Below are 19,909 nucleotides of genomic sequence, written 5' to 3'. Positions count from 1 at the left end.
GACCTAGCGGACCGGGTCGTCGGAGCCGGAGAGCCGCTGGGCGAGCCAGATCGGGACGATCGAGACGACGACGAGGAACGCGGCGACGGCGTTGACGACCGGGGCCTGGTTGGGCCGGAAGAGGTTGGCGAAGATCCAGATCGGCAGGGTCTGGTCCCGGGCGCCCGCGGTGAAGGTCGTCACCACGATCTCGTCGAAGGAGAGCGCGAAGGCCAGCAGGGCCCCGGCGAGCAGTGCCGAGCGCAGCAGCGGAAAGGTGACCAGCCGGAACGTCATGAGCGGCGACGCGCCGAGGTCCGCCGAGGCCTCCGTCAGGGAGCCGCCGAGCCGCCGCAGCCGCGCCTGGACGTTGTTGAAGACCGTCACGATGCAGAAGGTGGCGTGCGCGATCACGATCGTGAGGAAGCCGAGCCGCAGCCCGAGCACCGACTGGAACATGTTGTTGAGCGCGACGCCGGTGACGATGCCGGGCAGGGCGATCGGCAGGATGATCAGCAGCGACACGGCCGTGCGGCCGAAGAACCGGCCCCGCTGCAGGCCGAGCGCGGCGAGGGTGCCGAGCACGAGCGAGACCAGCGTGGCAAGCAGCGCCACCTCGACGGAGACGAGCAGCGCGTGCCGCACGCCGTCGGAGTGGAAGGCGCGCGACCACCAGTCCACGGTGTAGCCGGTGGGCGGCCAGGCGAAGGTCTTGGAGGTGTTGAAGGAGTTGAGCACCACCAGCATCAGCGGCAGGTAGATCACCGCCAGCACGACGGTGGTGGCGGCGCCGTAGAGGACGCGGAGACGGGTCGAGATCATCGGGCCCTCACAGGCTCTCGAGGGCGCCGGTGCGTCGCACGGCCCACAGGTAGACCAGCATGACGACGGCCGGGACGAACGCCAGCGCGGCCGCGAAGGGCAGGTCGTTGGCGGTGCCGACCGACTGGTAGACCACCCCGCCGAGCACCTGCGTCGGACCGCCGACGATCTTGACCGCGACGTAGTCGCCGAGTGACAGCGAGAAGGTGAAGATCGATCCGGCGACGATCGAGGGGAACACGGTCGGGACGATCACCCTGCGGAAGGTGGTCGCCGTAGAGGCCCCCAGATCCGCCGAGGCCTCGAGCAGGGAGCCCGGCAGCCGCTGGAACCCGGCGCACACCGGAAGGATCATGTAGGGCAGCCACAGATAGGCGAGCGTGATGACCAGCCCGCTGAGGCCGTAGCCGAGGTGGATGCCGAGGGAGGCGAGCGGGCCCGACTCCGAGAGCATCGCGCGCCAGGCGTAGGCCTTGACCAGGTAGGACGCCCACAGCGGCATCAGCACCGCGATGACGAGCACCCGCTGCCAGCGAGCGGTCGCGATCTTGGCCATGAAGAACGCGATCGGCAGCGCCAGTACGACGTCCACGACCGTCACGAGGAGCGCGACGCCCACGGTCCTCAGCGCCACCGTGCGGTAGACCCCGTCGGTCAGCAGCGACGTGATGTTGTCGAGTGTGAACGTGCGGACGATGGCGCCGGTGTACTCGTCGGCGGTCCAGAACGCCGTGAGCAGCAGCGCGGCCAGGGCCCCGAGGTAGGCGACGCCGAGCCACAGCATCGGCGGCGTGAGGAGTGCCAGCGTCACTCCCCCGGGACGTCGCGAACCTCGAGACCCTGACCGGTCACCCATGCGTCAGCCCTTGATCTCGGTCCAGGCCTTGGCCCACTCCGAGTACGGCACGCACTCGGTGTCACGGCCGTCGAGGCAGTCGGAGATGGGCGTGGTCCAGTACCAGATCTTCTTGGCGTAGGCCTCGTCGGAGGCGTGGAAGGTGTCGCAGAACGTCGCGTCGTCGTCGACGGTCGCGATGGTGTCGCACGCCTTGGCGTTGGCCGGCGCCTCACCGAAGTAGTAGGCCGAGGCGGCGTTGCCCTCGGGCCCGCCGATGTAGTCCAGCCAGGCATAGGCGCAGTTCGGGTGCTCGGACTTCGCGTTGATCATCCAGGTGTCCGACCAGCCTGTGGCGCCCTCCTCGGGGACGATGCTCTGGATCGGCTTCTTGTCGGCGTCGACGAGGTTGACGATGACCTGCCACGAGGTGCCGAGCACGTCGTCGCCCTTCTCGAAGGCCTGCTGCTGGGCGGCGTAGTCCGACCAGTACTCGCCGACCACCTTGCGCTGGGTCTTGAGCAACGACACCGCCGCGTCGAACTGGTCCTGGTCGAGCGCGTAGGGGTTGGTGATCTCGAGCTCCGGCTTGGTCTGCATGAGCACCAGCGCCGCGTCGGCGATGTAGATCGGGCTGTCGTAGGCCGAGATCTTGCCGGCGTACGGCGAGTCGGCGTCGAACATGTCGGCCCAGCTGGTCGGCGCGGTGGTGACGACGTCGGGATTCCAGGTCAGCAGGTTGGCGCCCCAGCCCTGCGGCATGCCGTACATCTGGCCGTCGACGGAGTTGTAGTCGGTGTCCTTGAGGAAGGACTGGATGTCTCCGTAGTTCTCGAGCAGGTCGGTGTTGACCGGCTGGACGTAGCCGCCGGCGATGAGCCGGAGGGTGGCGTCGCCCGACGCCGACACGACGTCGTAGTCGCCGGTCTTCATCAGGTTGAGCGCCTCGTCGGAGGAGCCGAAGTACTTCACCGTCGCCTCGCAGCCGGTCTCCTGCTCGAACGGCGTCACCCAGTCGTACGCCGGGTCGTTGCTCCCGTCCTCGGCGTAGCCCGGCCACGCCAGGATGCTCACCGATCCCTCGTTCTCCCCGAGGGACTTCACCATGGGGACGTCGGGTGCCTCGAAGCCTCCCGACGACGAGGACCCCGACGAGTCCGAGGACCCGCAGGCGGACAGGGCGAGCACGCCGACGGCCGCCAGGGCGCCGGCCCGCATGCGATGTGACTTCTGCATCTTCAACTCCTGGTGTGGTGGGTGAGCGGGACGAGGTCGTCGGGGCGCCAGCTGACGGTGACGCGATCGCCGCGCGCGGCGAGGTGGGCGCTGGCGGAGTTGGGCTGGGAGACCGTGACGGTCGGGCCGACATCGAGGGCGACCACGGTGTGGGTCGCGGCGCCGAGATAGACCACCTCGGCGATCACGCCGTCCGCGCTCTGCGTTCCTCCGGCGGGCGTCCCGAGGTGCAGCCGCTCGGGGCGTACGGCGACCGGGCCGGTGATGCCGCTCGACGCGGGGGCGAACTCCGCGCCGTCGAGGAGGTTGGTGGTGCCGACGAATCCGGCGACGAATGCGTTGGCCGGCTGCTCGTAGAGGCCGACGGGCGTCGCGAGCTGCTCGATCCGGCCGGCGTTGAAGACGGCGATGCGGTCGCTCATCGTCAGCGCCTCCTCCTGGTCGTGGGTGACGAACACGAAGGTGATGCCGACCTCGCGCTGGATCTCCTTGAGCTCCAGCTGCATCTCCCGGCGGAGCTTGAGGTCGAGGGCGCCCAGCGGCTCGTCGAGCAGGAGCACCGTGGGCCGATTGACCAGCGCACGGGCGAGGGCGACCCGCTGCCGCTGCCCTCCGGAGAGCTGGCCCGGCTTGCGGCCCGCGAACCCCTCCAGCCGCACCTGGGCGAGCGCCTCCTCGGCGCGGGCCCGGCGCGTGGCGGCCGGGACCCTCTTCACCTTGAGGCCGTACTCCACGTTGCCGCCGACGGTGAGGTGCGGGAAGAGCGCGTAGTCCTGGAAGACCGTGTTCACGTCGCGCCGGTGCGCCGGGACGGCGGTGACGTCGGCGCCGGCGAGCTCGATGGTGCCGGCCGTCGGTCGCTCGAATCCGGCGATGAGCCGCAGCACGGTGGTCTTCCCCGAGCCGGACGGGCCGAGCATCGAGAAGAACTCCCCGTCGGCCACCTCGAGGTCGAGCCCGTCGACCGCCGCGGTGTCGCCGTACGTCTTGCTCAGTCCGCTCAGCCGGATGGCCGTGCCGGTCATCGGCTCCTCCTCATCGTTGTGAGTCCGGAAATCATATGGAGTCATATGTTAATTCTGGACGTGTCTCGTGTCAGCGGGTCGTAAAAACTGAGACGGTAGGACCGGGGAGAGGAGGACGCGGATGACCGGCACCGGCGGACATCGCCACGAGGCGAGCCCGGCACGCGCCGCGATCTTCGCCCCGCTCGGCGACGGGGGTCGCGCCCTGCTGGTGGAGCGGCGCATCGCCGAGGCGATCCGCTCGGGACTGCTGGTGGAGGGCGAGCGGCTGCCCAGCGAGGCCGAGCTGGCGCATCGGCTGGGCGTGGCGCTCGTGACGGCCCGCGAGGCCCTGGTCGCCCTGCGCCGGCAGGGCCTCGTCAGGACGACGCGCGGCCGCAACGGGGGCAGCTTCGTCACCGCCCAGAGCGGCGAGGACCAGGCCGGGGCGCGGCTCGCGTCGATGTCGCGGCTCGAGCTGCGCGACCGCGGCAGCCACTACGTGGTGGTGCTCACCGGGTGCGCCGAGCTGGCGGCCGGGCGGGTGGACCCGGCGGAGGTGGAGTACGTCCGGGGCATCGTCCCGCGGCCCGAGGAGCCCGGCGGCGAGGCCGACGTGGGCGCTTGGCGGCGCGCCGAGACCGAGCTCTACCTCGCGGTGGCCGCACTGACGCAGTCCGCCCGGCTGACCCGGGAGGTGATCCGGCTCGAGGCCGACTTCGGCTCTCTGCTGCGCCTCCCACTCGCCGACGCCGAGCATCGTGAGGCCACCCGCCGGAGGCTGGCCCGCATGGCCGACGCCCTGGAGTCGGGCGACACCGCGACGGCGCGGGAGACCACCCGGGAGCAGCTCCACGAGGCGCTCGAGCGTCTGGCCGACCTCCATGCGGCGGTGCGATGATGACGCCCATGCGACCCGCCCTCGTGCCCGTGTCGACGGTGGAGGAGACCGTCGGCGCCGTCGAGCGGCACTTCCATCGGATCTACGACGAGCTCGCGGTGTGGTCCGACACGCTGGTCGAGCTCTTCTCGGCGGGTCCGGTCACCGCGGCGATGGCCTCGACCGCGATCATCGGCCGGGCGCTCGCCTTCCTCGACGGCCCGCACAGCCTGGTCGGCGGCGGCTTCGTCGCCGCTCGCGACGCGCTCGCCGACCGTCCGCTCTACCTCGCGTGGTGGCAGGGCGACAACCGCGCCCTGCTCGCCGAGCCCAGCGGCCCCGCCACCGAGGTCTTCGACTACACCCGGCGGCCGTGGTTCACGGTGCCCGAGCGCACCGGGCGCCGACATCTGACCGGGCCGTACGTCGACTTCGTCTGCACCGACGAGTACACCGTGACCGCCACCGCGCCCGTGACGGTCGACGGGCGGATGGTGGGCGTGGTCGGCGCCGACACCCTCGTCGAGACGCTCGAGCGGATGCTGCTGCCCGGACTCCGGGCGAGCGGCGCCACGCTGGTGAGCGAGCACGGCCGAGCCGTCGTCTCCGCCGACCCCCACATCGGACCCGGCGACCGGGTGGGCCCGGGGACGACGTACGCGTGCGCGGGCCTGCCGCTCTCCGTCGTCGTCCCCTGACCCGGTCACTCCCCGATGTACGACATCACGTGCTTGATCCGGGTGTAGTCGTCGAAGCCGTAGCGGGAGAGGTCCTTGCCGTAGCCGGAGTGCTTGAAGCCGCCGTGGGGCATCTCGGAGACGAAGGGGATGTGGGTGTTGATCCACACCACGCCGAAGTCGAGGCGCTTGGAGACCCGCATCGCGCGGCCGTGGTCCTTCGTCCACACCGAGGAGCCGAGGGCGTAGCGCACGCCGTTCGCATAGGCGAGCGCCTGCGCCTCGTCGCCGAACCGCTGGGCGGTGATCACGGGGCCGAAGATCTCGTCCTGGACGAGGGCGTCGTCCTGGCGCAGTCCGGCGAGCACCGTGGGCTCGTAGAAGTAGCCGCCCTCTCCCCCGGGCACGGTGGCACGTCGGCCGCCGGCGGCGACGCTCGCGTGGTCGGGCAGCGCGTCGACCAGGCCGGCGACCCGCTCCAGCTGCCCGGAGTTGTTGAGCGCGCCGAAGAAGACGTCCTCGTCGTACGGCAGGCCGGTACGCGTCGCGCGGGCGGCCTCGGCGAGCGCGGCGACGAACTCGTCGTGGATGCCGTCCTGGACGAGCAGCCGGGTGGCGGCGGTGCAGTCCTGGCCGGCGTTGAAGTAGCCCGCCTCCGCGATCGCGGTCGCCGCGCGCTCGATGCCCGCGTCGTCGAGGTCGTCGAAGACGATCACCGGCGCCTTGCCGCCGAGCTCGAGGTGGACCCGCTTCACGTCCTCGGCGGAGGCCTTCGCGACCTCGATGCCCGCGCGGACCGAGCCGGTGATCGCGACCAGCTGCGGCGTGGGGTGGGTCGTCATCGCGGCGCCGGTGGCCCGGTCGCCCGCGATCACGTTGAGCACGCCGGGCGGCAGGATCTCCTGGGCGAGCTCGGCCAGGAGCAGGGAGGCGGCGGGCGTGGTGTCCGACGGCTTGAGCACGATGGTGTTGCCCGCCGCCAGCGCCGGGCCGATCTTCCACGCCATCATGTTGAGCGGGTAGTTCCAGGGGCAGACCTGGGCGACGACGCCGATCGGCTCGCGGCGGATGATCGAGGTGTGGTCGGCGAGGTACTCCCCCGCGGCCGTCCCCTCCATCACGCGCGCGGCGCCGGCGAAGAAGCGGAGGTGGTCGATCGTCGCGGGCATCTCCTCGCTCTTGGTGAGCGCGTAGGGCTTGCCGGTGTCCCTCACCTCGGCGGCGAGCAGGTCCTCGGCGCGCTCCTCCATGAGCGTCGCGAGGCGCAACAGCATCTCCGAGCGCTCGCGCGGGGTGGTCTCGCCCCACGTCTCGAAGGCCCGCTCGGCGGCCCTGAAGGCGCGGTCGACGTCCTCGGCGCCCGACATCGGCGCGGCGGCGTAGACCGTGCCGGTGGAGGGGTCGACGACGTCGTACGTCGTGCCGTCGGCGGCGTCGACGAGCTCGCCGTCGATGACGTTCCTCAGCTGCTGCATCTCATCACTTCTCCGTGCTGTCGTAGACCTTGACTCCGCCGACCCACGTGGAGACCACGGTGACGTCGGCGATGCCGTCGGGCTCGGTGGCGAAGGGGTCGCGGTCGTGGACCACGAGGTCGGCGGTCATGCCCGGCGCGATGAGGCCGGCGTCGTCGCGGTGGTTCACCCACGCGCTCCCGCTCGTGTACGCCGTCAGCGCGGCCTCCAACGGGATCGCCTGCTCCGGGTTGAGCGGATCGGGGTTGAGCGGATCGGGGTTGATGTCGCCGCCGCGACCGGGGTCGGTCCGGTTGACCGCGACGTGGAGGGCCTGCCAGGGGTCGGGAGTGCTGACCGGCCAGTCGCTGCCCGCGACGAGCCGGGCGCCGGCCGCGAGCATGGTGGCCCAGGGGTACTGCCAGGCGGCCCGCTCGGTCCCGACCTGCGGGATGACGAGGTCGACCATCTGGTCGTCGTGGCAGGCCCACAGCGTCTGCATGTTCACCGCGACGCCGGAGGCGCCGAAGCGCGGCTGGTCCTCGGGTCGGACGAACTGCAGGTGCGCGACGTGGTGGCGCCGGTCGGCACCGGGATAGGCCTCGATCGCCGCCTCGAGAGCGTCCAGCGACTCGGTCACGGCGCCGTCGCCGATGGCGTGGATGTGGATCTGGAACCCCTCGGCGGTGAGCAGCGGCGCGGCCTCGCGCAGCACGGCGGGGTCGACGAAGGAGTGGCCGGAGTTGGCGGTGAGGTGGCCGTGGCAGCGGTCGAGATACGGCGTGCTCATCGAGGCCGTGCCGTTCTCCGGCACGCCGTCCTGCATCACCTTCACGCTGGTGGCGCGAAAGCCCGGACGAGCCGATCCGGGTTGTCCGCCCGCTTGGCTGTCGTAGGACGCGCGGAGCGCCACCAGGTCGGGGATCTGCTCGACGCCGCGGTCGCGGTCCCACCACAGCGCGCCGACGACGTCGGCGGTGAGCAGGCCGTCGCGGGTCGCGGCGGCGTAGGTCGGGCCGGGGTCGGTCATGCCCGCGTAGGCGCCGACGATCGCGTCCTGCCAGCCGGTCACGCCGACGGAGTGGAGGTAGGCCTGCGCCTCGAGCAGCCCGGCCATCAGCTCCTCGTCGGTGGTCTCGGGCAGGTGGTCGGCGACGAGCGCCATCGCGCCCTCGTGCAGGGTGCCCGTGGGGGCGCCGTCGGCGTCGCGCTCGAGGTAGCCGTCCGGCGGGTCGGGGGTCGCGGCGGTGACACCGGCGACCTCGAACGCCCGGGTGTTGGCCCACGCGCCGTGGTGGTCGCGGTTGACCAGGAAGACCGGCCGATCGGGCACGACCGCGTCGAGGTCCGCAGCGAGCGGGGCGCCGCCCGGGAAGCACGCCATGGCCCAGCCACCGCCGACGATCCACGGCAGGTCCGGGTGGGCGTCGGCGTACGCCTTGACGGTGGCGAGGTAGTCGTCGCGGCTGTAGAGCTGGGAGAGGTCGCAGCGGATCCGCTCGAGGCCGCCCTGGACGGCGTGGACGTGCGCGTCGGTGAAGCCGGGGGTGAGCAGGCCGCCGGCCTGGTCGACGATCTCGTCCACCTCCCCGGGCCCGGGGAGCGGGTCGTCGGCCGAGAGCACGGCCTCGATCACACCGTCGCGGACGAGGACGCCGCCCACCCCGAGGAGGTAGTGGCGGCCGTCGAAGACCGGCCCGTTCGCGAACAGCGTCGTGCTCATGGATGCTGTCTATCAGAGCGAGCCAGGCTACGCATCAGCACCGTGTGACGTAGTTGTAACAACTGATTTCGTTGGCTTGTCGAACATTTGCCACCGAATCGGTAGCCTCGCTCTCATGGCACTCGACTACGACCAGATGCAGCGCGCCGCGAAGGACCATCTCTGGATGCACTTCACCCGGCACTCGACCTACGCCGAGTCCGACGTCCCCATCATCGTCAAGGGCGAGGGTGCCTACATCTGGGACGCGACCGGCAAGAAGGTGCTCGACGGGCTTGCCGGCCTCTTCGTCAACCAGGTCGGCCACGGTCGCACCGAGCTCGCCGAGGCCGCGGCTCGCCAGACGCAGCAGCTGGCCTTCCACCCGCTGTGGTCCTACGCCCACCCGACGGCGATCGAGCTGGCGGACCGCCTCGCCGACGCGGCACCGGGCGACCTCGATCGCGTCTTCTTCACCAGCGGCGGCGGCGAGGCCGTCGAGTCGGCCTGGAAGCTGGCCAAGAACTACTTCAAGCTCACCGGCAAGCCCGGCAAGCACAAGGTGATCTCGCGCGCGATCGCCTACCACGGCACCACCCAGGGCGCCCTCTCGATCACCGGCATCCCCGGCCTCAAGGCGCCGTTCGAGCCGCTCGTGCCCTCAACCTTCCGGGTGCCCAACACCAACGTCTACCGCGCGGAGGAGATCACTGGCGGACTCCTCGATGTCACCGACGCGGCCTCGGAACTGGCGTTCGGCCGCTGGGCCGCCGACCAGATCGAGATCGCCATCCTCAACGAGGGCGCCGACACCGTCGCCGCGGTCTTCCTCGAGCCGGTGCAGAACGCCGGTGGCTGCTTCCCTCCGCCGGCCGGCTACTGGCAGCGGGTGCGCGAGATCTGCGACGCGTACGACGTCCTGCTGGTCTCCGACGAGGTCATCTGCGCCTACGGCCGCCTCGGCACCATGTTCGGGGGTGAGAAGTTCGACTACGTGCCGGACATCGTCACCTCGGCCAAGGGCCTCACCTCGGGCTACTCCCCGCTCGGCGCGATGATCGCCTCCGAGCGGCTCTTCGAGCCGTTCAAGGAGAGCGGCGAGGTGTTCTACCACGGCTACACGTTCGGCGGTCACCCCGTCTCCTGCGCCGTCGCGCTGGCCAACCTGGACCTCTTCGAGTCCGAGGGTCTGCTCGCGAACGTGACCGAGAACGAGACGGCGTTCCATGCCACCTTGTCGAAGCTGCGCGACATCCCGATCGTGGGCGACGTGCGCGGCTCGGGCTACTTCTACGGCATCGAGCTGGTCCGCGACCAGGCCACCAAGGAGACCTTCACCGAGGAGGAGTGCGAGCGCATCCTCTACGGCTACGTGTCGAAGGCACTGTGGGACGAGGGCCTCTACTGCCGCGCCGACGACCGAGGCGACCCCGTCATCCAGCTCTCGCCCCCGCTGATCATCGGCCAGCGAGAGTTCGACGAGATCGAGTCCATCCTCCGCGTGGTCCTGGAGAAGGCCTCGACGATGCTCTGAGTCCCGGGCGGTCTCGCCCGCCGAGCCGGAGGACCGCTGCCGCCAGCCACAGCGCCGCGACGACGGGGATCGACAGTTCGCCCAGCCCGTCTGCGAGGGTGGCGACGGGGTTCGGGTGGCCGAGCCGGGCGACGAGCCATGCCACCGCCGCGGCTCCGGTGAGCGTCGCCGCGGCCACCCGGAGCCGCGCGTAGTGGCGTGTCCGGGCGAGCAGCACGAGCGGCGGCAGGACGAGCGCCACGACCAGCAGCTGCATCAGCTCGATGCCGAGATTGAACCCGAGCAGCGCGAGGACCAGGTGCACGCCACCGAGGTTCAGGGCCCGCAGCGCCTCGGAGAAGGCCAGGCCGTGGACCAGCCCGAACGCGCCGGCGACCAGGGCCTCCCGGCCGGGGAAGACCGGCCGGATCGCGTGCACGGCGGCGACCAGGATGCTGAGGGCGATGGCCGCCTCGACCAGCTGCTGCGGCACCGGGACGCCGAGGGCGCCGAGCGCCAGGGTGACCGAGTGTCCGAGCGCGAACGCCAGGGTCACGGTGGCGATCCGGCGTACGGCGGCGCGGATCCCGACCGCGCCGGACCAGCGACGGGCGCGAGCCAGCAGCGGCGCGGGCAGGAGCAGCGTCAGGAGGAAGAGCTGGTGGTCGGTGCCCTCGCGGATGTGCTGCATCCCGAGGGCGACCATGTCGGCGAGGCCGGTGTGGCCGCCGCTCTCGCCGAGGTCGACGTGCAGGTCGGCGACCTCGTTGGTCACCGTGTTCCGCTTGACCGTGCCGACCTCGTAGGCCCCGCTGAAGTCCTCGTCGGTGCTGTCGGAGTCGACGGTGACGATGATCGTGTGGGTCGCGATCCGGTCGACGACCGCGTCGTAGCCGAGGTCGAAGGAGCCCTCCTCCTCGACGTCGCTCCCGGCCGGCGGGGTGAGCGTGAAGGTGGTCTCGAGCTGGGCGTAGATCCCGGTGGTCGCGGTGTTGCCGGCATCGGAGACGACGAGGTCGCCCTCGGTGACCGTCCAGGCCGCGCCGTCGTCGGAGGTCGGCGCGAAGTGGTCGAGGAGGTAGGCCTCGATCGCGTCGGCCTGCGCGTCGACGTCGCTCTGGGTACCCTCGCCGAGGTCGATCCCGCTGGCCGCCTCGAGGTCCTCGAGCGGGATGTCGACGGTCGCCACGATGGCGGCGTCGGTGACGGCCAGCTGGATGGACGAGGTGGGGACGACGTGCGCCGACGCCGGGAGGGCGAGCGCGATGGTCGCCACCAGGGCGGCGACCATCGCGGCCGCCGCCCCGGCGAGGGCACGCCCGACCCGTGGGAGTGTCGAGACCACCGGCGTCAGCTCTGCGTGCCGCCGTAGTCGGCCTGCCGGTCGCGCCACACCGAGTGCGGGTGGTTTCCGGAGAGCACGATGCCGTTCTGCATCGAGAACTCGATCCAGACCGACGGCCCGTCGATCCGGATGTAGTCGTTCTTCTCGGTGAGCGCGGTGGTGCCGGAGTAGGCGACGTAGGTGTCGTCCAGCTCGTCCTCGTAGGAGGCCAGGATCGTCGCCGCGTCGTCGTCGGCGACATCGTCGACGTACGTCGCGATGGCGGCCAGCACGAGCTTCTTCTGGTCGGCGGAGAGGGTGGAGACCTTGACGCCCTCGTAGTCGGTCGGGAACGCCCAGTCGTTGCCGGGACCGAGCACCAGGTCGGTGTAGACGTCGGCGAGCTCCGCACTGGCCAGCTGGTCGTCGGAGAGGCCGGCGAGCAGTGCGGTGAGGGCAGCGGCCTTGACCTTGAAGACGTTCTCGGTCTCGCCGTCCCAGGTGAAGTCGCCGAACGGCTCGATGCCGCGGAAGGAGGGGGTGGCACCGACCAGGGCGCCGTCGGTGTAGGTGTTGGCGACGGCCAGGTGGTGACCGCCGAACTGGAACTCCCAGGTGCCGGAGTCCTGCGGACTGCCGAGGATGGCGACGTAGAAGTTCTCGCGGCCGTAGGTGTCGCCGCCGCCGTTCTCACCGAGGTAGTCGTCGGCGTCGAGATGCATCGTGATCTCGTCGTAGCCGAGTCCGGCGGTGGTGCCGGTCGCCGCCTTCAGCAGGGCGGTGAAGGCAGCGAGCTGGTCGTCGCTCAGCTCGCCCAGGTTGATGCCCAGCCGGCCCTGGCTGCTGCCACCACCGCTCGACGCGGTCGCGCCGCCGCCGGTGGCATCGGTGGGCGGAGTGCCACCGCCCTCGGAGGCGCCGCTGGGCGGCGTGCCGCCGGACTCGGTGCCGCCGCTCGGCATGCTGCCGCCGCCCGCTCCTCCGGCGCCGCCGGTGAGCAGCCCCTGCGGGAGGTTCGACCAGCGTTGCGCGTTGCTGAGGCTGTAGTCGAGGAGGGTCGCGGCCTTCTGGTCGTCGTCCAGCGTGTTGTAGAAGGCCTGCGCGAGGGCGGCCACGGAGCCCGCCGCCGCTGCGCCGTCGGCGGTCGCGCTCGACGTGCCCGACGTGCCCGAGGACGCCCCGGAGCTCGAGGAGGAGTCCGAGGAGGAGCAGCCGGCCAGGGCGAGTGCGCCGAGGACGGCGGCGGCGGAGCCCTGCAGCAGAGTTCGTCGGGAGAAGGCGCCGGGCTCACCGGTCTTGTTCGCGATTGTCATGACCTTATTGTTCACAATCAAGGTGAGTACGTCGTGATCCCTCGCTGAGTTCGCCGTGAGAGTGGCGGAGACGTCAGCGCGCGCCGTCGCCCGAGACGGGCGGGGTGCCGACCGTGTGGAAGGAGTCGATCGTCTTGAGCCCCCAGGCCTGGCCCTTCCTCCGCTCGCTCTCGGTCCAGGTGACGAGCTTCCAGTCGGGGGCGAGCACGAGACGGGTCAGCGGGTTGCACAGCTCGATCCGGTTGCCGCCCGGCTCCCAGACGTAGAGGAAGAAGGTCTGCTGGATCGCGTGCTTGTGCGGCCCGGTCTCGATGACGACGCCCTGGTCGATGCACAGGTCGGCGGCGCGGAGGATGTCGGTGCGCTCGTCGGTCGCGAAGGCGATGTGATGGAGCCGGCCCTGCGAGCCGGTCCAGTCCTCGGTGTAGACGACGTCGTAGGACTTGTTGCTGTAGGTCAGCCAGCGGGCGGCCACGCGGCCGCTGTCGAGCTTGATCTCCTCGGTCGGCATCGCGCCGAGCACGTGCTCGTGGAACTCCGCGTTGGCGAGCACGTCGGCGCCGAGGAAGTTGAGGTGGTCGAGCCGGCGTACGCCGACGCCGCGGTTGGGCTTGGCCTGCGGCTGGTTCTTCAGCGAGGGGCGCAGCTCCTCCGGCGCCACATACCACTCAGTGTCGACGTAGAGGCCGAACTCGTGACCGTCGGGGTCGACGGTGACGAAGGTGCGGCCCATGCCGGCGCGCCCCTCCTCCCAGCTGCCGTCGCCGCCGGCGGCACGGATCGCCTCGATCCGCCGGTCCAGCGCCTCGGGGCTGGAGGCGCGCAGGCTCGAGCGTCGGATCCCCGGCTGGTCGTGCGGGGTCAGGATGACGCTGGTCCTCTCGTAGTCGTCGAAGGTGCGCAGCAGCACCGAGTCGCCCTCGCGACCGACCTCGGTCAGCCCGAGGATCTCGGTGAAGAACCACACCGACCCTTCCAGCTCCGGGGTGAGCAGCTCGACGTTGCCGATGTGGGCGATGTCGCCCAGACGTCCGGACATCAGGAGTCCTCCGATTTCTGGTGGCGGTCGGGGCCCGGGTAGACGACCCCGTCCATGAGCATGCGGGCGGTGCGGAGCACCGAGGTCGAGGCGATCGGGTGGTCCCCGTCGCCAGGGGTGACCAGGAGGTCGAGGAAGCCGGTGGGGTGCTCGATCCGCAGCGGCTGCCCCTCCTCGGGCAGTAGGGCGATGCCGTCCGCGATCGTGCCGGGGATCATCACGGCCGCGGCCACCGAGGCCGCGCCGAGCACCCCGATCGCCTGGTGGACCCGCTCGGGGATGAAGCTGCGGGTGGTCACGGAACCACCCTCTCCCGGGGGACCGAGCAGGACCATCTTCGGCACTGTGGTGGCATCCGGGTCCTCGTCGATCCCCATCAGCGGCATCGCCGCCGCCCGCAGCGCGCGCACGCGGTCCGCGAGCGGGCCGTGCTCGAGCTCCTCGGGCGGCTCGTCGCCGCGAGCGCCGAGGTCGGCGGCGCGGATCAGGACCGACGGCATGCCGTTGTCGATGCAGGTGACCTCGACGCCGTCGACGGCGTCGAGGGCCTTGCCGGTGGGCAGCAGCGGCTTCTCGGAGGGGGTGGAGACGACCTCGACGGGAGCCGCGGTGCCGGGGACCCCGGTGAGGGTGGTGTCGCCGTCGTACGTGACGACGCCGCCGGGCGTCTGGACGCGGAGCAGGGCGGTGGTGCCGGTGTTGACCAGCCGGACGCTGACCTCGGTGACCGGGTCGACGGCGGGCACGAGCCCGCGATCGACGGCGAACGGACCGACCGCGGCGAGCATGTTGCCGCAGGTCTGTCCGGTGGAGACGACCGCGCGGTCGACCACGACCTGGAGGAAGAGGTAGTCGACGTCGACGCCGTCGAGCTCGCTCGCCGAGACCACGGCGACCTTGCTGGTCAGCGGGTGGGCGCCGCCGAGGCCGTCGATCTGGCGTGGGTCCGGACTGCCCATGATCCGGAGCATGAGAGCGTCCCGCTCGGCCGGATCGGCAGGCAGGTCGGAGGCGAGGAAGACCCCGCCCTTGGAGGTCCCGCCGCGCATCAGGGCACCGCGCACTCCGGGACCGGTCATCAAGCGCCGCCCTGCTCGGCCAGCTCATCCCAGCGGACGTACTCCACACCGAGGTCGCGGAGCAGGGGCCGCAGGTCGTAGCGGTCCAGGCCGAGCTGGCCGCCGGCGAGCGCGTCGCGGGTGGCCGTCTCCTTCTCCTCCCGGGCGCGGGAGGCCTCGACGGTCTGCGGCACCTCGAGGCGAGGGACGACGACGACCCCGTCGTCATCGGCGACGATCACGTCTCCCGCGGAGATGACCTGATCGGCGATGACGACGGGGAGGTTCACGTTGCCGGCGGTCGCCTTCACCGTGCCCTCGGCGCTCACGTGACGCGACCAGACCGGAAAGCCCATCCGGCGCAGCACCTCGGTGTCGCGGACGCCGCCGTCGATGACGAGCCCGGCGACGCCACGGGAGGCGAGCGAGGTGGCCAGCAGGTCCCCGAAGAAGCCGTGGGTGCTGGCGGCGGCGACGCCGACGACCAGGACGTCGCCGGGCCGGCACTGCTCGACGGCCGCATGGATCATCAGGTTGTCTCCCGGCCAGCAGAGCGCCGTGACGGCCGGGCCGGCGATCGCGGTGCCCTGCTGGATCGGTCGCAGCGCGGCGCCGAGACTGCCGACACGGCCCTGCGCCTCGTGCACGGTCGCGACGCCGAAGCCCTGGAGCGCGGCGACCTGCTCGGCGTCGGGGCGGGGGACGTCGGTGACGACGAGTCGTCTCACGGTGCCTCCTCGCCGTCGGGGCGCCTGCCCTGCTTGGCCTGCTGGATCAGCTCGTAGACGTGGTGCCGGAGCTCGGCGAACCGCGGCGTGGCACGGGTGTTGAGCTGGTCGCGCTCGTCGGGCAGGTCGACCTTGACGTCCTCCAGGATCACCGTGGGGCGGTTGGAGAGGACCAGCACGCGCTGGCCGAGGTAGACCGCCTCATCGATGTCGTGGGTGACGAACAGGACGGTGACCCCGAGCCGCTGCCACAGCGTGCGGACGAGATCCTCGAGGTCGGCGCGGGTCTGGGCGTCGACGGCGGCGAAGGGCTCGTCCATCAGCAGCACCTGCGGCTCGTACGCCACCGCGCGGGCGATGGCGACGCGCTGCTGCATGCCGCCCGAGAGCTGCCAGGGGTGGGCGCCGGCGGAGTCGGTCAGCCCGACGGCCTCCAGCGCCTCGGCGACCTTGGCCCGCCGGTCGGCCTTGGCCAAGCCCTTCTCCTTGAGCGGCAGCTCGACGTTCTGCCGCACGGTGAGCCACGGGAACAGGCTGCGGCCGTACTCCTGGAAGACCACGGCCATGCCCTCGGGCGGCCCCGCGACCTTCCTTCCGGACAGCTCCACGCTGCCCGCGGTGAGGTCGAGCAGGCCGGCGATGCAGCGCAGCAGCGTCGTCTTGCCGGCGCCCGAGGGGCCGACGATGCAGACCAGCTCGCCGGGAGCGACGCCGAAGGTGAGGTCGCGCACCGCCTCGACGGAGCGGCCCTGGCCGGCGTACACCTTGCGGAGGCCGCGGACGTCGAGGATGGCGCCGGGGCCGCTCGCGGGGACGGGGACGGGAGAGGTCATGTCAGGCTCCTCGGTCGGCCTGGCGCAGGCCGCGGTACCAGGCGAGGGTGTAGTGCTCGACGACCCGGAAGATCATCGAGAGGACGAAGCCGAGCAGGCCGAGCAGGATGATCCCGGTCCACATCTCGGGCATGGCGAAGCTGCGCTGGAACTGCACGATCGAGGCGCCGAGCCCGCGGTTGGCGCCGAAGAGCTCGCTGATCACCATGAGGATCACGCCGATCGACAGCGCCTGGCGGGCGCCGGCGGCGACCTGGGGGCTCGAACCGCGCAGCACCACCTGGACGAACCGCGTGCGCCGGCTCATCCGGTAGCTGCGGGCGGTGTCGACCAGCACCTCGTCGAGGCCGCGGACGCCCTCGACCGCGTTGAGCAGGATCGGCCACAGACAGCCGAGCGCGATCGTGACGATCTTGGCCGTCCAGCCGGTGTAGCCGGAGAAGAGCGCGATGATCGGGACGAGCACCGGCGGCGGGACCGCGCGGAAGAACTCCAGCGTCGGCTCGAGGAAGGCGCGCAGGGTGCGGTTGAGGCCGATCGCGACGCCGAGCAGGACCCCGGCCACGAGCGCGATGCCGTAGCCGATGGCCAGCCGGACGACGCTCGGCACGATGTCGTGCTGGATCCGGTCGGGCGTCCAGGTGTCGGGGAAGGCCTTGACGATCGTCTCCAGCGAGGGCCAGAAGACGTCGGTGTTGTCCGCCGAGAGGACCCACCAGGCGGCGACGAGGACCACGGGCAGCGCGAGCAGGCGCAGCGCGTGGCCGGCCACGTTCCGCAGCACGCTCATGACTGCTCCCTCCGGACCGATGGGTGCCAGCGCAGGACGCGGCGCTCGACCGCTCGGGCCGCGAGGTTGACGCCGACGCCAACGACGCCCACCACCACGACGAGCGCGTAGGTGATCGCGACCGCGTTGGAGGACTGGGCGACGCCGATGCGCTGGCCCAGCCCCGGCACGCCGATCACGAGCTCGGCGGTGATCTCGAGGATGAGCGCCACCGCGGCGGCGAGCCGGAAGCCCGTGACGATGTACGGCAGGGCCGTCGGCAGGACGACGGTGCGCAGGATCGACACCCGCGAGAACCGGTAGGAGCGGGCGGTGTCGCGCACCACCGGATCGACGTCGGCCACGCCGTACAGCACCTGCACCAGCACCTGCCAGGTCGCCGCGTAGACCACGAGGACGAGGGCCGAGGACGGCTGGGTCCCGTAGACGAGCACCACCAGCGGGATCAGCGCGACCGACGGGATCGGGCGGAGGAACTCGATCGTCGAGGCGGTGTACTCGCGCAGGAGGCGGCTGCTGCCGATGACCACGCCGGCCGCGACGCCGACCGCCATCGCGATCGACAGGCCGATCAGCCAGCCGCGCAGGGTCTGGCCGAGCGCGGTCCAGAACTCCGCCGTGCCGAGCTGATCCCCCAGGGCGCGGGCGATCGTGCTCGACGGCGGCAGGAACTCCTCGTTGACCAGGCCGAGGCGGGGCAGCAGCTCCCCCAGCAGGACGACGCAGGCCAGGCCCGCGACGCCCAGGCCGGCGTCGTACCCGCGGCGGGTGGAGAGGTGGGCAGCGGTCACGGCAGCATGGTGGACGGGTCGACCTCGGTGGAGGTGAGTCCGTCCTTCTGCATCAACCCGGCCAGGGTGGTGAGCGAGTCGGTGCTGATCTCGCTCGACCACGTCGGCAGGATCACTGCCGCCTGGGTGGCCTCGTCGAGGTCGGTGTAGGTGCTGAGGATGGCGCGTACGGCGTCGGGGTTCTGCTGCGCGTAGTCGAGCGACTTGTTCATCGCGGTGGTGAACCTCGTGACCACGTCGGCGTGGTCCTTGGCGTAGTCGGCCGAGGTGAAGTAGTCGGCGAACTGGAGGTCCGGCGCGGTGGCGACGTAGTTGGAGGAGACCAGCTTGTCGCCGGCGTTGAGAGCGGCGGTGAGGAACGGCTCGACCAGCTGGGCGGCGTCCACGTCGCCGCTCTTGACCGCCGCGAGCGCGTCGGGGAAGCCGAGCTCGACGTAGTCGATCGACGACGGGTCCCCGCCGTCGGCGGTCACGGCCGCGTTGGTGGTGACGGTGTTGATGTTGCTCAGCGTGTTGACCGCGACCTTCTTGCCCGCGAGGTCCTTGGCCGAGGCGATGGCGCTGTCCGCCGGCACCACGATGCCGCCGAAGTCCTCGCCGTCCTTGCCGGTCGAGGCGACGCCCGCGGCGACGATGTCGAGATCGATGCCCTTGCTCTGGGCGAGCATGAGCGAGACGGCGTTGGAGAAGCCGAACTGGAACTGACCGGAGGTCACGCCGGGCACGATCGCCGCGCCGCCCTGGGCGGTGGTGAGCTTCAGGTCGAGCCCCTCGTCGGAGAAGAAGCCCTGCTTCACCCCGAGGTAGATCGGGGCGACGTCGATGATCGGGATGACGCCGACCGAGATCGAGGTGGTGCCGTCGGCGGAGTCGCCGCCGTCGCTGCCGCCGCAGCCGGCGAACGCCAGCGGGAGGGCGAGAGCCAGGCCCAGGACGGCGCGACGCCGTACGCCGGGACGGGGGGTGTGCTGCATGGGTCACTCCTTCGGGGCGAGGGGCCGGGAGGACGGACGCGTCCCTCCGGCTCGGTGTGACCGACGTTACAGAAGATTGTTGACAATGTGAAGAACAAAATTGGCGTGAAAATTGGCACGTTCCAGGCGAATGGGGCCTCCGATCCCGCCGAGTAGGGCCTCCGATCCCGCCGAGTAGGGGCTCCGGCTCGCGGGAGCCCCCACTCGCTCGACCCAAGGCCCCAATCGACCGACCCAAGGCCCCATTCGGCGATCAGGCGAGGTCGCGCAGAGCCTCGATGACGCTGGCGATGTGGGCCCGGACAGCGCGCTCGGCACCCTCGGGGTCGCGCGCGGTGATCGCCTCGATCATCGCGAGGTGCTGCGGCAGGGAGACCGCCGGGCGGCCGGGGCGCATGGCGAGCCGGAACTGGTGGCGCACGTTGCGGGCGAGCAGCAGCTCGAGCACCTCGGTGGCGGCGGGCTGGTCGGCGATGGCGCGGATCCGGTCGTGCAGCCGGCTGTTGAGCGCCGAGTAGGTCGAGATCTCCCCCGTGGCCACGGCGTCCTGCATCCGGCGGCCGATCTCGCGGAGCTCCTCGATCTCGTCGTCGGCGATGTTCTCGGCCGCCTTCGCGCCGCAGAGCCCCTCGACGACCATCCGGACCTCGGTGATCGCGACGGCCTCCTCCACGCTCACGCTCCGCACCCGGGCTCCCCGGTTGGCGACGCGCTCGACCAGGCCGGCGTGGTCGAGTCGCGCCAGCGCGTTGCGGACGGCTCCCCTGCTGGCGGCGTACCGCTCCGTCAGGTCGGCCTCGACGAGGCGCTGGCCGGGGACGAGCTCGCCCGCGAGGATGTCGGCGCGGATGGCCTCCGCCACCGAGTCCGGAACGCCGGTCTCCAGTCCTGCCTCAGCCATCCGTCTGTCCTCTCGCGCTTCCGGCTATGCTAACTGCCAACAATGTTGTGAACAAT

Annotated in this window: 19 protein-coding genes; 3 read left to right on the top strand and 16 right to left on the bottom strand. The window is 71.2% G+C overall.

The window, feature by feature from the left end; all coding sequences use genetic code 11:
• Positions 1–3: 3 nt before the first annotated feature.
• The 4 genes from QM572_RS09320 to QM572_RS09305 are packed head-to-tail and all read right to left on the bottom strand — an operon-like array spanning position 4 to position 3,897.
• Complete coding sequence (locus QM572_RS09320) at positions 4–801, bottom strand: ABC transporter permease (protein ID WP_415092344.1); 798 nt, start codon at positions 799–801, stop codon at positions 4–6.
• 7 nt (positions 802–808) lie between these two features.
• Entirely contained in the window at positions 809–1,612 is an 804-nt protein-coding gene (locus QM572_RS09315; RefSeq protein ID WP_415092342.1) for an ABC transporter permease, read from the bottom strand.
• A 48-nt stretch (positions 1,613–1,660) separates the two neighbouring features.
• Positions 1,661–2,872, bottom strand: a complete 1,212-nt coding sequence (locus QM572_RS09310; RefSeq protein WP_415092340.1) for an ABC transporter substrate-binding protein — start codon at positions 2,870–2,872, stop codon at positions 1,661–1,663.
• 2 nt (positions 2,873–2,874) lie between these two features.
• Positions 2,875–3,897 carry an ABC transporter ATP-binding protein gene (locus QM572_RS09305; protein ID WP_415092338.1) on the bottom strand — a complete coding sequence of 341 codons (1,023 nt, stop codon included), beginning with the start codon at positions 3,895–3,897 and terminating at the stop codon, positions 2,875–2,877.
• Between the two features lie 121 nt (positions 3,898–4,018).
• On the opposite strand from QM572_RS09305, the gene QM572_RS09300 reads away from it, so the two are divergent.
• Complete coding sequence (locus QM572_RS09300) at positions 4,019–4,777, top strand: FadR/GntR family transcriptional regulator (protein ID WP_415092337.1); 759 nt, start codon at positions 4,019–4,021, stop codon at positions 4,775–4,777.
• Between the two features lie 8 nt (positions 4,778–4,785).
• Entirely contained in the window at positions 4,786–5,454 is a 669-nt protein-coding gene (locus QM572_RS09295) for a cache domain-containing protein (protein ID WP_415092335.1), read from the top strand.
• A 5-nt stretch (positions 5,455–5,459) separates the two neighbouring features.
• On the opposite strand, the gene QM572_RS09290 is transcribed toward QM572_RS09295, so the two are convergent.
• Both QM572_RS09290 and QM572_RS09285 read right to left on the bottom strand, forming a co-directional pair.
• A complete protein-coding gene (locus tag QM572_RS09290) occupies positions 5,460–6,908 on the bottom strand; it encodes an aminobutyraldehyde dehydrogenase (RefSeq protein WP_415092333.1) in 1,449 nt (482 codons plus the stop codon).
• Positions 6,909–6,912: 4 nt separating this feature from the next.
• Complete coding sequence (locus tag QM572_RS09285) at positions 6,913–8,610, bottom strand: amidohydrolase (RefSeq protein WP_415092331.1); 1,698 nt, start codon at positions 8,608–8,610, stop codon at positions 6,913–6,915.
• Between the two features lie 115 nt (positions 8,611–8,725).
• On the opposite strand from QM572_RS09285, the gene QM572_RS09280 reads away from it, so the two are divergent.
• On the top strand, positions 8,726–10,123 hold the full coding sequence (locus QM572_RS09280) for an aspartate aminotransferase family protein (protein ID WP_415092329.1): 1,398 nt from the start codon (positions 8,726–8,728) through the stop codon (positions 10,121–10,123).
• Here QM572_RS09280 and QM572_RS09275 read toward each other — a convergent pair.
• The 10 genes from QM572_RS09275 to QM572_RS09230 all read right to left on the bottom strand — a co-directional run bounded on the left by QM572_RS09275 (position 10,047) and on the right by QM572_RS09230 (position 19,853).
• Positions 10,047–11,447: a HupE/UreJ family protein gene (locus QM572_RS09275; RefSeq protein WP_415092327.1), complete on the bottom strand. Its 1,401-nt coding sequence runs from the start codon at positions 11,445–11,447 to the stop codon at positions 10,047–10,049. The genes QM572_RS09280 and QM572_RS09275 overlap by 77 nt on opposite strands.
• A gap of 5 nt (positions 11,448–11,452) precedes the next feature.
• The gene (locus tag QM572_RS09270) at positions 11,453–12,739 is read right to left on the bottom strand and encodes a DUF3500 domain-containing protein (protein WP_415092325.1); all 1,287 of its coding nucleotides are present in this window, start codon (positions 12,737–12,739) and stop codon (positions 11,453–11,455) included.
• A 73-nt stretch (positions 12,740–12,812) separates the two neighbouring features.
• Complete coding sequence (locus QM572_RS09265; protein ID WP_415092323.1) at positions 12,813–13,778, bottom strand: VOC family protein; 966 nt, start codon at positions 13,776–13,778, stop codon at positions 12,813–12,815.
• The gene (locus tag QM572_RS09260) at positions 13,778–14,857 is read right to left on the bottom strand and encodes a PrpF domain-containing protein (RefSeq protein WP_415092321.1); all 1,080 of its coding nucleotides are present in this window, start codon (positions 14,855–14,857) and stop codon (positions 13,778–13,780) included. Before QM572_RS09260 ends, QM572_RS09265 begins: the two co-directional genes overlap by 1 nt.
• Positions 14,857–15,564: a 4-carboxy-4-hydroxy-2-oxoadipate aldolase/oxaloacetate decarboxylase gene (locus QM572_RS09255; protein ID WP_415092319.1), complete on the bottom strand. Its 708-nt coding sequence runs from the start codon at positions 15,562–15,564 to the stop codon at positions 14,857–14,859. The genes QM572_RS09260 and QM572_RS09255 overlap by 1 nt, the downstream gene beginning before the upstream one ends.
• Positions 15,561–16,397, bottom strand: a complete 837-nt coding sequence (locus tag QM572_RS09250; protein ID WP_415092317.1) for an ABC transporter ATP-binding protein — start codon at positions 16,395–16,397, stop codon at positions 15,561–15,563. Before QM572_RS09250 ends, QM572_RS09255 begins: the two co-directional genes overlap by 4 nt.
• A gap of 1 nt (position 16,398) precedes the next feature.
• Entirely contained in the window at positions 16,399–17,187 is a 789-nt protein-coding gene (locus QM572_RS09245; protein WP_415092315.1) for an ABC transporter permease, read from the bottom strand.
• Positions 17,184–17,978 carry an ABC transporter permease gene (locus QM572_RS09240; RefSeq protein WP_415092313.1) on the bottom strand — a complete coding sequence of 265 codons (795 nt, stop codon included), beginning with the start codon at positions 17,976–17,978 and terminating at the stop codon, positions 17,184–17,186. Before QM572_RS09240 ends, QM572_RS09245 begins: the two co-directional genes overlap by 4 nt.
• Complete coding sequence (locus tag QM572_RS09235) at positions 17,975–18,952, bottom strand: ABC transporter substrate-binding protein (RefSeq protein WP_415092311.1); 978 nt, start codon at positions 18,950–18,952, stop codon at positions 17,975–17,977. The genes QM572_RS09240 and QM572_RS09235 overlap by 4 nt, the downstream gene beginning before the upstream one ends.
• Positions 18,953–19,205: 253 nt before the next feature.
• Positions 19,206–19,853 carry a GntR family transcriptional regulator gene (locus QM572_RS09230; protein WP_415092309.1) on the bottom strand — a complete coding sequence of 216 codons (648 nt, stop codon included), beginning with the start codon at positions 19,851–19,853 and terminating at the stop codon, positions 19,206–19,208.
• Between the last annotated feature and the right edge of the window lie 56 nt (positions 19,854–19,909).

Source organism: Nocardioides sp., assembly GCF_047607365.1.
In the GTDB taxonomy this organism is placed as follows: Bacteria; Actinomycetota; Actinomycetes; order Propionibacteriales; family Nocardioidaceae; genus Nocardioides.
Note: the sequence above shows the minus strand (reverse complement) of the source record. Positions and strands in the feature narration are given on the sequence as shown.

Excerpts from the sequence above, each read along its gene's own strand:
- QM572_RS09320 (WP_415092344.1), bottom strand. The coding sequence starts at position 801 with ATGATCTCGACCCGTCTCCGCGTCCTCTACGGCGCCGCCACCACCGTC.
- QM572_RS09310 (WP_415092340.1), bottom strand. The coding sequence starts at position 2,872 with ATGCAGAAGTCACATCGCATGCGGGCCGGCGCCCTGGCGGCCGTCGGC.
- QM572_RS09305 (WP_415092338.1), bottom strand. The coding sequence starts at position 3,897 with ATGACCGGCACGGCCATCCGGCTGAGCGGACTGAGCAAGACGTACGGC.
- QM572_RS09300 (WP_415092337.1), top strand. The coding sequence starts at position 4,019 with ATGACCGGCACCGGCGGACATCGCCACGAGGCGAGCCCGGCACGCGCC.
- QM572_RS09295 (WP_415092335.1), top strand. The coding sequence starts at position 4,786 with ATGCGACCCGCCCTCGTGCCCGTGTCGACGGTGGAGGAGACCGTCGGC.
- QM572_RS09290 (WP_415092333.1), bottom strand. The coding sequence starts at position 6,908 with ATGCAGCAGCTGAGGAACGTCATCGACGGCGAGCTCGTCGACGCCGCC.
- QM572_RS09285 (WP_415092331.1), bottom strand. The coding sequence starts at position 8,610 with ATGAGCACGACGCTGTTCGCGAACGGGCCGGTCTTCGACGGCCGCCAC.
- QM572_RS09280 (WP_415092329.1), top strand. The coding sequence starts at position 8,726 with ATGGCACTCGACTACGACCAGATGCAGCGCGCCGCGAAGGACCATCTC.
- QM572_RS09270 (WP_415092325.1), bottom strand. The coding sequence starts at position 12,739 with ATGACAATCGCGAACAAGACCGGTGAGCCCGGCGCCTTCTCCCGACGA.
- QM572_RS09265 (WP_415092323.1), bottom strand. The coding sequence starts at position 13,778 with ATGTCCGGACGTCTGGGCGACATCGCCCACATCGGCAACGTCGAGCTG.
- QM572_RS09260 (WP_415092321.1), bottom strand. The coding sequence starts at position 14,857 with ATGACCGGTCCCGGAGTGCGCGGTGCCCTGATGCGCGGCGGGACCTCC.
- QM572_RS09250 (WP_415092317.1), bottom strand. The coding sequence starts at position 16,397 with ATGACCTCTCCCGTCCCCGTCCCCGCGAGCGGCCCCGGCGCCATCCTC.
- QM572_RS09245 (WP_415092315.1), bottom strand. The coding sequence starts at position 17,187 with ATGAGCGTGCTGCGGAACGTGGCCGGCCACGCGCTGCGCCTGCTCGCG.
- QM572_RS09235 (WP_415092311.1), bottom strand. The coding sequence starts at position 18,952 with ATGCAGCACACCCCCCGTCCCGGCGTACGGCGTCGCGCCGTCCTGGGC.
- QM572_RS09230 (WP_415092309.1), bottom strand. The coding sequence starts at position 19,853 with ATGGCTGAGGCAGGACTGGAGACCGGCGTTCCGGACTCGGTGGCGGAG.